Consider the following 11,533-nt stretch of genomic DNA (forward strand, 5'->3'; position numbering starts at 1 on the left):
GAAGGTTTCATGTTCCGTTCGCATAGTGGCCATGCACCGCGCACGCGTGCCGGTGACCACCCCCAATGCAACGGACCACCATGCAGACCCGACACCTGACGATCGCCGTGGCGATCGCGCTCTCCGCCGCCGCCAGCGCCCATGCCGCCACCGCCGCCGATGCCGGCGCCAGCACCGATGCCGCGCTGAGCGCGCAGACGCTGGATACCGTCTCCGTGATCGGCCAGGGCGAGACCCGCCAGGTGCAGCGCATCACCGCCGTCGACAAGCAGGTGCTGCCGCCGGGCACCAGCGGCCAGAAGATCCTCGATCGCCTGCCGGGCGTGTCGGTGCAGTCCAACGACGCCTTCGGTGCCAACGAGGAATCGCAGACCATCAGCCTGCGTGGCTTCGACAAGAGCCGCCTGGGCTACACGCTGGACGGCATCCCGCTGGGCGACAACAGCTACGGCAACTACAACGGCCTGAGCATCGCCCGCGCGATCATCGCCGAGAACCTGGCCGGCGCCGAGCTGTCGCAGGGCATCGGTTCGCTGGGCGTGGCCTCGACCAGCAACCTGGGCGGCACCATCCAGTACTTCTCGATGGACCCGTCCACCGAATTCGGCGGTCGCGCCAGCGTCACCGTTGGCGACAACAGCCAGCGCCGTGGCTACCTGCGCGTGGATACCGGCGACATCAACGGCTTCTCGGCCTATGTGTCCGGCGTGCACCAGGACCAGGACATGTGGGCTGCGCCGTACCAGAACCAGACCACCCGCCAGTTCAACGCCAAGGCGGTGTGGAACGTGGGCGACCATCGTTTCGGTGCGTTCGTGGCCACCTCGCGCGCCAGCCAGGCCAACTACGCCTATCTGTCCAAGGACATGCTGGCGCGCGGCCTGGGCTATGACTGGAACATCTACGCGCCGGACTGGGATCGCGCCGTCGCCGCCGCATACTGCGCACCGGGCACGCTGGACCGCAGCAAGTGCAAGTTCAGCGGTGGCGTCAACAGCATCGACGATGCGTACTACCAGAGCCGTGCACTGCGTGACGACAACCTGTACTCGGTGGATGCCGACCTGCGTCTGGGCGAGCAGGGTCGCCTGAAGCTGCTGGCCTATCACCACGACAACCGTGGCCAGGGCCACTGGTGGGCACCGGGCCAGCCGTCCTACCCTGGCACCGACAAGATGTTGCCGATCTCGATCCGCAGCACCAACTACACGATCAACCGCGATGGCCTGACCGCCGCACTGTCGTGGACGGTCGGTATCCACGAGCTGGAAGCCGGCCTGTGGTACGAGCAGAACGACCATAACGTCTCGCGCAACTTCTACTACATCAGCGGTCCGTTCCTGGACGACCTGTACTTGAAGAACCCGGACCGCCTGCTGTTCAACCAGGACTTCGACATCCGCACGCGCCAGTTCTACGTACAGGACCGCATGCGCTTCCTCGACCAGCGCCTGACCGTGGACGTCGGCATCAAGAGCCCCAACACCCGCATGCGCGCCACCGCCAACCCGGGTGTGGAAACCAGCATCGCCTCGGGCACGCTGACTGCCAAGGAATCGGTGCTGCCGCAGCTGGGCCTGGGCTTCAAGCTCAACGCCAACAACGAGCTGTTCGCCTCGTATGCCGAAAACATCGCTGCCTTCGTCGGCGGTGGCAGCGGCGGCCCGCTGCAGGTGTCGCCGGAATCGTTCGCGGCCAGCGTCGGCCTGGAGCCCGAGAAGTCGAAGAGCCTGGAAGCCGGTTTCCGTACTTTCGGTGAGAAGTACCAGGCGTCGATCGCTGCCTACAACGTGAAGTTCGACAACCGCCTGCTGTCGCTGAACCCGTGCTCGAGCATCGAAGTCGGCACGCGTCCGGAGTGCGTGACGCGCTTCATCAACGTCGGTTCGGTGAAGAGCTACGGCGCGGAACTGACCTTCATCCTCAAGCCGATCGACGGCCTGCAGTGGTACAACGCGCTGTCCTGGAACAAGACCACCTACGAGGACGACTACCTGTCCGGCGGCGCGGTAGTGCCGGTGGCCGGCAAGATCACAGTGGATACGCCGCAGCGCATGGCCTCCAGTGAAATCAGCTGGAACCGCGATGGCTTCTTCGCCAGCCTGCGTGCCAAGTACACCGGCAAGCGCTACTACACTTACACCAACGACCAGTCGGTGCCGGGCGTGACTACCTTCGACGCCGGTGCGGGCTACGATTTCGGCCCGGGCCTGGGCCTGCGTAACGTGCGGGTGTCGTTGAACGCGACCAACCTGACCAACAAGCGCTACGCCGGCCAGCTGAGCTCGTTCGCACCGACCGATCCGAAGGGCACGCGCTATGCGATCCATGCGAGTGCGCCGCGGCAGCTGTTCATGACGGTGGCGGCGGAGTTCTAAATCGAAAGCGGGCGCTGCGGCGCGTTGATTGTTCCTGCATGGCGTGGGTAGGCAGGCCCATGCAGGACACGCCGTAAACCCATCCATGGGGGCTCGATCGGCGCATCCATGCGCCTCACGGTCCTGCATGGGCCTGCCTACCCACGCTGGACAGTTCCCCGCGCCGGCGCGGAGGCAATTGAAAGCAAGAGCAAAAGCAAAAGCAAAGAGCCGGGCACTGCCCGGCTATTTGCTTTTCAAGCTTTTCAAACGCAATCCCTCTGGTGGATTGCTGGCCGTCTCGCAGGAAATTGTCTGGAGCGGGGGGCTTGCGCTGGCCAGGACCGTCCACGGCATGGATGCCGTGGCCGAGCCTACAGGGACGTACTTGCGGCGTGTCCTGGCCAGCGCAAGCCCCCCGCTCTCTCCGATATCAATCAAGACGCCACAAGCCGCCAACGCATTTCATTCCGGCGCCAGCTGGTCCATCCGTATCCGGTTGGCGAACAGCGAGAACGCCAGCATCCCGGCCAGGCCATTCGCCCGGCTCACCCAGTGCGGCAGCCAACGCGGCGGCTTCAGCACCCCCGCATCGAACAACGGCGCGAACGCGATCGCATCGGTCAGGCTCATCTTGCCGGCAAACAACCAGCGGCAGACCTGCAGGCGGTCCTCGGCCAGCATGTGGCGGAAGAAGGTGTGCACCGACACCAGGCCGCGCAGGTACACCGTGTCCTTGGTGAAGGCCAGGCCGCCACTCGGCGGCACGCCACGGAACACGCGCTGCGCCGAAGCGAAACTCTCTTCCGCGTTCTGCCCGGCATCGCAGAAATAGCGGAACACTTCGATGAAATCAGCACCTTCGCGGGCCATCGCAATCGCTTCGGTACGCAGGCTGATGCGCTTGAGGCGCTCGATGTCGATGCTGCCGGTGATCTGCTCGGCGAAGGTGGCCAGCCCTTCCTGGGTTGCCGTCACCCGCGGCGAGGACAGTGCCAGGCTGGGCAGCACCGGCTGCTCGCGGCCGTTCAGGGCGGTCAGTGAATGCACCAGCGCTTCATGGTGGAACAGCTGCGCGCGGTCGTAGGCGCTGAAGCGTGCACTGGTGCGCAGGCGGATGCGGGTCGGGCCGGCGGCGGCCTTGGACACCAGCTCCAGGTCGAGCTGTACCTGGATGATGCGCGATTCGAAGAACGCGTCCAGATCGTTCTGCAGCTGCAGTTGCAGCGCGATGGCCGAGACCGGCACCTGTTCTTCCGGTGCCAGCAGTTCGTGGTCCAGCTCGGCGGCGATCTGGATGAAGTGGCGCGCCGCTTCGCGCGTGCTCGGGCCATTGCCCGGCAACGGCTGCTCGGGGGCGCCGAACAGCTGCACCGAACAGGAGTCGACGGCGGCAGTGCCCAGTCCTTCCAGCAGCTGCGCAGCCAGGTCCCAGCTCTGCGCTGACTGCCGCACGTAGTGACCCAGTGGATGGCTGTCGTCGCAGTCGGCGGCAATCGCGGCCAGCGCACGACGTTCCTCGCTGAAATCCAGCTTCGGGTAGTCCACCTTCGGCAGTACCGGCTGGCCGCGTGCCACGCTGGCCAGGAACGGTGCCTGCAGCGTCGCCGGCCAGCTGGTCAGGCCCAGCAGGCGGATGCCTCCCACGGCCTCGACCAGGCGCGCATCGAGCGCTGCATGGTGGGCCACGTCACGGTCCAGCGTCGCAGTCGGTTCCATGCGCGGACTATAGCGCTCTGCCCGCACGTTGGTAGGTGCAATGGATCGGGTAGCTGCCAACCTTGGTTGGCATCCGCCGAAGGCGGACTTCGGATACATCCGTGCCAACCAAGGTTGGCACCTACCAGGAGCGGGCAGTTGGCACCCACCCGAAGCAGGCAGACGCAGGTTCATTGCAGGGGGCAGAGCCCATTGCGGTGCAATGGGATCCGACCCCGCGATACCGATCAACGCCTGCGCGGCTTGCCTGCCGGGCGGAACTGCTGGCCCTTGCCCTTCTTGCCACCGCGTTCCTGCGCGGTCTCGGCCTGGCGTACTGCCAGCTTGGCGGCAGCGGCGGCCACTTCTTCCTTCAGCTTGAAGTAGTTCAGCAGCCGGCTCTCTTCGATCTCGCCGGCCTCGATCGCTGCACGCACGGCACAGCCCGGTTCCTGCTGGTGCTTGCAGTCGTTGAAACGGCACTGTGCGGCCAGCGCTTCGATGTCGGCGAAGCCACCTTCGGACAGCGTTTCTTCGCCGGTCGGCTTCAGCTCGCGCATGCCCGGGGTGTCGATCAGGCAGGCGCCGGTCGGCAGCGGCATCAGCGCGCGGTGCGTGGTGGTGTGGCGTCCGCGCGAATCGTTGGCGCGCACCGCGTTGGTCTTCATCCGCTGCTCGCCCAGCAGGGTGTTGGTCAGCGTGGACTTGCCGGCACCGGAGGAACCGACCAGCACCACCGTGCGGCCCGGGCCCAGCCACGGCTGCAGCACCGCCACGCTGTCGGCATCCAGGCCGTTGATCGCATGCAGCGCGATGCCCTGCATCTCCAGCTCTTCCAGCACCGCCAGTGCGTCTTCGCTGTACTCGGTCTGGTCGGCCTTGGTCAGCACCACCACCGGCTCTGCACCGCCACCACCGACCAGCAGCAGGTAGCGTTCGATGCGGCGCGGATTGAAGTCGGCATCCAGGCCACAGACGATGAACACCGTATCGATGTTGGCGGCGATCACCTGCTGGTGGTAATGCTCGCCGGCCGCACCGCGCTTGATCGCGGTACGCCGCGGCAGCAGGGCGACGATGCGGATGCCATCGAGCAGCACCCAGTCACCCACCGCTGGCCGTTCATGGCTGGGGAAGCGCGGGCGCTGCCATTCCGGCAGCGACTCGGCCTTGATCGACGCATCCGGGCCATCGGCCACCACGTAGTGGGTGCGGTGCTGTTCGATCACCCGTGCCGGGCGGGCCTGCGGATGTGCGGCCATCGCGGCCTGCCAGTCGGCCTGCTGCGCCGGGCCCGGCCAGGGCCAGCCAATGGTCTGCAGGGCGATGAAATCGGGGGTCTGGGTCATCGCCGCCATTCTACCTGTGCCGGCGCCCTGCCAGCCCAGCAATGACGGGCCCGGAGCCCTTGCCATGCATTGCAGCAATTCCGGTAGGATGGAAGCCCCATGCCTTTTGACGGCCCAGCTCCCATGTCCACCAACTCGCCCAAGCCCCTGGCCATCCGCGAGCGCCTTTCCGAAGTGCGCTACGAAATCCGCGGAGAACTGGCGCGGCGAGCCCGGGAGCTGGAGGCGCAGGGCCGCAAGCTGATCAAGCTCAACATCGGCAATCCCGGCGCCTTCGGTTTCCGCGCGCCGGAGCACCTTCAGCGTGCGATCGCCGACGACATGGGCCGCACCGACCCCTACACGCACCAGCAGGGCCTGCCGGTCGCGCGTGAAGCCATCGCCAGCTACTACGCCCGCCGTGGCGCGCCCGATGCGCACCCGGACCGCGTCTTCCTCGGCAATGGCGTCAGCGAACTGATCGACCTGTCGCTGCGTGCGCTGCTCAATCCCGGCGACGAAGTGCTGGTGCCCTCGCCCGACTACCCGCTGTGGTCGGCCTCGACCATCCTCAACGATGGCCGCCCGGTGTACTACCGCTGCGCACCGGAGAACGGCTTCCAGCCGGACCCGAGCGAGATCGAGACACTGGTGTCCTCGCGCACCCGCGCCATCGTGCTGATCAACCCGAACAACCCCAGCGGCGCAAGCTACCCGCGCGAACTGCTGGAGCGCGTGGTCGAGATCGCGCGCCGCCACAACCTGCTGTTGCTGGTTGATGAGATCTACGACCAGATCCTGTACGACGACGCGGTGTTCCAGCCGGTCGCGCCGCTGGCCGGTGATCATCCGTGCCTGACCTTCAGCGGCCTGAGCAAGGTGCACCGCGCCTGCGGCTGGCGCGTGGGCTGGGCCCACCTCAGCGGCGACGATGCCCGCCTGGGTGACTTCCGCGCGGCGCTGGACCTGCTCGGTGCGCTGCGCCTGTGCGCCAACGTGCCGGGCCAGTACGCCATCGAGGCCGCGGTGAACGGCCCGGACACCATTTCCGAGCTGTGCACGCCGGGCGGCCGCCTGTACGAAACCCGCCGTGCGGTGATCGAAGCCTGCGAAGCCAGCGAGCACCTGTCGCTGGTCGCTCCCTCCGGTGCGCTGTACGCGTTCCCGGCCGTGGTAGGCGCTGCGGCAAAGGGCTTCGACGACCACAACTTCGCGCTGGACCTGATGAACAACGAGGGCGTGCTGGTGGTGCCGGGCTCGAGCTTCAACGTGCCCTACCGCCACCATTTCCGCGTGACCCTGATGCCGGAAGCCTCGGTGATGCGCGATGTATTCGCGCGCATTGACCGTGCCCTGGCCCGCCGTGCCGAGGACGCGACCAAGGTCGTGCCGCTGAAGCCGCGCCGTTCGGTGGCCTGACCTGTGACCCTGTCCTACCTGGCGCTGGGCGATTCGTACACCATCGGTGAAGCGGTTGCAGTCGAAGGCCGCTGGCCGCACCAGCTGGCTGCCGCGCTGCGTGCACAGGGCACTGAGCTGTCCGATCCGCAGACCATTGCGACCACCGGCTGGACCACCGACGAACTTGATACAGGCATCGATGCGGCCGCGCCGCAGGGGCCGTTCGATTTCGTCAGCCTGCTGATCGGCGTCAACAACCAGTACCGCGGGCGTCCGCTGGACGAATACCGCAGCCAGTTCCAGGCGCTGCTGCAGCGGGCGATCGGCTTCGCTGGCGGTGACGCCGGCCGCGTGCTGGTGCTGTCCTTCCCCGATTGGGGTGCGACCCCGTTCGGCGCCGGCAGTGGCCGCGACCTGGCCGCCATCGAGATCGAGACCGACGAGTTCAACGCGGCTGCCGAGGTGATCAGCACCCAGCAGGGCGTGGCCTTCGTCGACATCACCGATATCAGCCGCGCGCAGGGCGAAGACCCGACGATGTTTGCCGAGGACGGCCTGCATCCTTCAGCGCGGATGTATGCGCTGTGGAGCGCGCGCGCTCTGCCGGTGGCCGCGCATCTGCTTGGCGGCACGGACTGAGGCGATGGACGGCACGCCACGGAACGGCCCGCCCCTGCCCTGCACGCCCCTGACCGCCCCGCAGGCCCGCTTGATCGCAGAAGCATTCCGGCCAGCGCAGGCCTGGGGCAGCCGCCGCGACTACTACTACACCCGCGGCAAGCTCGGCAGCGATCCGCTGTACGACGGCGTGCTGCAGCATCTGCCTGACGATGGGCAGCCTGTGCTGGACCTGGGCTGCGGGCTGGGCCTGTTCGCCCATGTGCTGCGCCAGCGCGGCGGTACCCAGCATTACCTGGGCGTGGACGTGGATGCCGGCAAGATCACCCGCGCGCAACGTGCTGCCGCCGACCTGCAGGACGTGCGCTTCGACTGCGTGGATGTGCAGGCGCCGCTGCCGGCCCAATCCGGGCACGTCCTGCTGCTGGACGTGCTTCAGTATCTGGACGCGGGCCCACAGCAGGCCCTGCTGCGCGCGGCCAGCGCACAGGTGGCCCACGGCGGCTGCCTGTTGCTGCGTACACCGCTGGCCACCGGCGATGGCCGCGACCGCACCACGCGGGTCGCCGACCGGCTGGCCTGGCTGATCGGCTGGATGGGCACACGACCGCGCCACTATCCCGATCCGCAGGTGTTGCAGGCGACATTGATCGAGGCCGGATTGCAGGTGACGTCGCCCCGGCCGCTGCACGGGCGTACCCCGTTCAACAGCTGGCTGCTGGTGGCGCACCGCATCCGGTAGCGCGGGGCCATGCCCGGCGGATTCCATCCATGCCGCTGCGCTCGCCGGGCGTGGCCCGGCGCTACCGGTTATCCGGCCGGCAGCTGCGCCTTCAGCCCGCGCTCGTGCAGTGCCTGCAGCACGCGCTCGATGATCACCAGGTTATGCCCATGGGCGGCACCTTCGTGCAGCAGCACGATCGCGCCCGGGCGCAGATCCGGCAGCAACCGTGCCAGCACGCCGTCCGGCGTGCAGCCGACGCCGTCGTAGCCGCGCGCGCTCCAGCCTACCCGGACCAGCCCCAACCGCTGCAGCACCGGCGCCACGAACGGATTGGTCATGCCCACCACCGAGCGGTACCAGCGCACCGGCTGGCCGCTTACCGCCTGCAGGGCATGCTGGCAGCCCTCGATCTCGGCGCGCATCGCCGCCGGGCCCAGCCGCCAGAAGCGCGCCTGCGGATGGCTGTGGCTGTGATTGCCCAGGTCATGGCCACGGCGCAGGATCTCGGCGACCAGTTCCGGCTGCGCCAGCGCACGTTCGCCCACCAGGAAGAAGGTGGCGCGCGCCTGGTGGCGGTCCAGCAGGTCGAGCATGGCGCGGGTTTCCGGGCCAGGACCGTCATCGATGGTCAGCCATACCGTGTTGCCGGCCTCCGGCAGTCGGCTCAGCACCGGCGCATAGAAGCGGCTGTTGGGCAGGAACACCGGCACCATGAACAGCGCATGGCTGGCCACCATCAGCGGCAGCCCCCACTGCCAGCCGGCCAGGGCCCAGACCAGGATCACGGCCAGCTGCGACGCCACCAGCCAGGGCAGCCAGCGCCAGGGGCGGGGCGGGATGCGATGCAATGTTCCTGCGTTGCTCATCCCCCATGATGCCATGGGGGTTAGAATTGATGATTCGAATTCCCGGAACCCCGACGTCCATGTCCCTCGATCCCGCCCTGCGTTCGCGCATCGAATCCATCCTCAACGCCAACCGCGTCGTGCTGTTCATGAAGGGCCAGCCGTCGATGCCGCAGTGCGGTTTCTCGGCCAAGGCCGTGGGCGCCCTGCAGGACCTCGGCGTCGAGTTCGCCCACGTCAACGTGCTGGCCGACCAGGAAATCCGTGAAGGCATCAAGGCCTACGGCGACTGGCCGACCATCCCGCAGCTGTACATCGACGGCGAACTGGTCGGCGGCAGCGACATCGTGCTGCAGATGGCCGCCAGCGGCGAGCTGAGCAGCGTGCTGGGCCTGGCTGCGCCGGACCGTACCCCGCCGAGCATCACCGTCACCCCGGCAGCCGTGGAAATGCTCAAGGGCGCGCTGGCCGATGCCCCGGGCGCGGCCCTGCAGCTGTCCATCGACGCCGGTTTCCAGCCGAACTTCCAGCTGGCCCCGCACGACGAAGGCGCGATTGCCGCCGAGTCCAACGGCCTGCGCGTGCAGTTCGACCTGGCCAGCGCGCGTCGCGCCAACGGCATCACCATCGACTGGGTGGACGACATCCGCGGCAAGGGCCTGGCCATCGACAACCCGAACGCGCCGAAGCCGGTACAGGAAATCAGCGTGCGCGATGCCGACGACCTGGTGCGCGCCGGCAACATCACCCTGGTGGACGTGCGCCCGGCCGACGAGCGCGCCATCGCAGCCGTCGGCGTACCGTTCAAGAGCTTCGACGGCAACGGCCGCGCCGCGCTGGAAGCCCTGCCGAAGGACACCGCACTGGCCTTCATGTGCCACCACGGTGGCCGCAGCGCGCAGGCCGCCGAGCAGTTCCGCGCCCTCGGCTTCACCAAGGTGTTCAACGTCACCGGCGGCATCAACGCCTGGTCGGAAGACGTGGACAACGGCGTGCCGAAGTACTGATCGGCACTGAAAAAGGGGACGGAGGGGATTAAGTCGTTTTTGCCATAAACGACTTAATCCCCTCCGTCCCCTTTTTCTTAGCCGGCGAACCCGCCTTCGGCCAGGTAATCCAGTTCTTCCGGCGTGGGGATGCGGCCCAGCACGGCGTTGCGATGCGGGAAGCGCCCGAAACGGCGGATGATGTCGCGGTGCAGTTCGGCGTACTGCAGGTATTCCTTGTCACCCAGCACGTCGAACATCGCCACCGAGCGGTCCTGGTCCAGCGGATCCTCGGAGTGCTCGAACGGCAGGTAGATGAAGGCGCGCAGCTTCGGCACCAGCTGCAGGTCCAGGCCTTCCTCGATGGCACGCATGGCGTAGTGCCGGGCCAGGCCATCGGTGGCGTAGGAATGGGCAGTGCCCCGGAAGCAGTTGCGCGGGAACTGGTCCAGCAGCAGCATCAGGGCCAGCGCCCCTTCGGCACTGCCCAGCCAATGCTCGCGCCCGCGCGAAGCGGCGGCGAAATGCTCATCCAGAAACAACTGGCGGAACTGCGCGTCGAACGCGTCGTCGCGGGCGAACCACTTCGCAGGGCCCGCCTCCTTCCAGAATTCCACCACTTGCGCGGCAACGTCCATTACCTACTCCCAGGCCCGGACGCCCCGCGCCCGGCCTTCATCATCATTCGTCGAAGCGCAGGTGGCGGACCGACTTGCCGTTGCGCCGGATAAGCTTAAGCGCCTCGATGCCGATCTGGATATGGTTTTCCACGAACTGGGAGCTGACCTTGGCATCGGAGGCCTCGGTCTTGACCCCGTCCGGGATCATCGGCTGGTCCGAAACCAGCAGCAGCGCGCCGCTGGGGATGTGGTTGGCGAAGCCGGCGGCGAACACCGTGGCCGTTTCCATGTCGATGGCCATGCAGCGCATCGCCCGCAGCCGCTCCTTGAAGGCCTCGTCGTGCTCCCAGACCCGGCGGTTGGTGGTGTAGACGGTGCCGGTCCAGTAATCGTGGCCGAGGTCGCGGATCATGGTCGAAACCGCACGCTGCAGCGCGAAGGCCGGCAGCGCCGGTACTTCCGGCGGCAGGTAGTCGCCCGAGGTACCCTCGCCGCGGATCGCCGCGATCGGCAGCACCAGGTCGCCCAGCTGGTTCTTGCGCTTGAGACCACCGCACTTGCCCAGGAACAGCACCGCCTTGGGCATCACCGCCGACAGCAGGTCCATGATGATCGCGGCATTGGGACTGCCCATGCCGAAGTTGATCATGGTGATGCCATCGATGGTGGCACTGGCCATCGGCCGGTCCAGGCCGATGACCGGCGCGCCGGTCAGCTCGGAGAACGTATGCAGGTAGCCGCCGAAGTTGGTCAGCAGAATGTGCTGGCCGAACTGGTCCAGCGGTACGCCGGTATAGCGCGGCAGCCAGTTGTCGACGATTTCCTGCTTGCTCTTCATGGGCAGTCCGGTACGGCGGGGGACCGGGTATTTTCAGCCACCCGGCCGGTGCCGTCGAGCCACCGTCGACAGGCCTGTGAAGAAGGTCACTTGGCAAGCCCGCCGCCTCCGGGCTAGC

Annotated in this window: 10 protein-coding genes; 5 read left to right on the top strand and 5 right to left on the bottom strand. The window is 67.2% G+C overall.

Going from position 1 to position 11,533, the window contains the following annotated elements; translation table 11 throughout:
- The first annotated feature begins 80 nt into the window (after window positions 1-80).
- Window positions 81-2,378, top strand: a complete 2,298-nt coding sequence (locus ACZK4Z_RS18985) for a TonB-dependent receptor (protein WP_125895070.1) — start codon at window positions 81-83, stop codon at window positions 2,376-2,378.
- 444 nt (window positions 2,379-2,822) lie between these two features.
- Here ACZK4Z_RS18985 and ACZK4Z_RS18990 read toward each other — a convergent pair whose 3' ends face one another.
- On the bottom strand, window positions 2,823-4,076 hold the full coding sequence (locus ACZK4Z_RS18990; RefSeq protein WP_478450990.1) for a flavohemoglobin expression-modulating QEGLA motif protein: 1,254 nt from the start codon (window positions 4,074-4,076) through the stop codon (window positions 2,823-2,825).
- Window positions 4,077-4,303: 227 nt separating this feature from the next.
- Entirely contained in the window at window positions 4,304-5,413 is a 1,110-nt protein-coding gene (gene rsgA / locus ACZK4Z_RS18995; RefSeq protein ID WP_032129866.1) for a ribosome small subunit-dependent GTPase A, read from the bottom strand.
- Between the two features lie 114 nt (window positions 5,414-5,527).
- On the opposite strand from rsgA, the gene ACZK4Z_RS19000 reads away from it, so the two are divergent.
- The 3 genes from ACZK4Z_RS19000 to ACZK4Z_RS19010 are packed head-to-tail and all read left to right on the top strand — an operon-like array spanning window position 5,528 to window position 8,144.
- Window positions 5,528-6,802: a pyridoxal phosphate-dependent aminotransferase gene (locus ACZK4Z_RS19000; protein ID WP_125895589.1), complete on the top strand. Its 1,275-nt coding sequence runs from the start codon at window positions 5,528-5,530 to the stop codon at window positions 6,800-6,802.
- Window positions 6,803-6,805: 3 nt separating this feature from the next.
- A complete protein-coding gene (locus ACZK4Z_RS19005) occupies window positions 6,806-7,423 on the top strand; it encodes an SGNH/GDSL hydrolase family protein (protein ID WP_125895590.1) in 618 nt (205 codons plus the stop codon).
- A gap of 4 nt (window positions 7,424-7,427) precedes the next feature.
- Entirely contained in the window at window positions 7,428-8,144 is a 717-nt protein-coding gene (locus ACZK4Z_RS19010) for a class I SAM-dependent methyltransferase (protein ID WP_125895591.1), read from the top strand.
- Between the two features lie 68 nt (window positions 8,145-8,212).
- Here the strand turns inward: ACZK4Z_RS19010 and ACZK4Z_RS19015 are convergent, their stop codons facing one another.
- Complete coding sequence (locus ACZK4Z_RS19015; RefSeq protein WP_125895592.1) at window positions 8,213-8,992, bottom strand: polysaccharide deacetylase family protein; 780 nt, start codon at window positions 8,990-8,992, stop codon at window positions 8,213-8,215.
- 59 nt (window positions 8,993-9,051) lie between these two features.
- Here ACZK4Z_RS19015 and grxD point away from each other — a divergent pair, with 59 nt between their 5' ends.
- Entirely contained in the window at window positions 9,052-9,978 is a 927-nt protein-coding gene (gene grxD / locus ACZK4Z_RS19020; protein WP_049421809.1) for a Grx4 family monothiol glutaredoxin, read from the top strand.
- A gap of 77 nt (window positions 9,979-10,055) precedes the next feature.
- On the opposite strand, the gene ACZK4Z_RS19025 is transcribed toward grxD, so the two are convergent.
- On the bottom strand, window positions 10,056-10,595 hold the full coding sequence (locus ACZK4Z_RS19025) for a DUF924 family protein (RefSeq protein ID WP_006384394.1): 540 nt from the start codon (window positions 10,593-10,595) through the stop codon (window positions 10,056-10,058).
- A gap of 43 nt (window positions 10,596-10,638) precedes the next feature.
- Window positions 10,639-11,415, bottom strand: a complete 777-nt coding sequence (locus tag ACZK4Z_RS19030) for an AMP nucleosidase (RefSeq protein ID WP_005414446.1) — start codon at window positions 11,413-11,415, stop codon at window positions 10,639-10,641.
- Between the last annotated feature and the right edge of the window lie 118 nt (window positions 11,416-11,533).

It is taken from the genome of Stenotrophomonas sp. 71799_Sma (genome assembly GCF_056482505.1).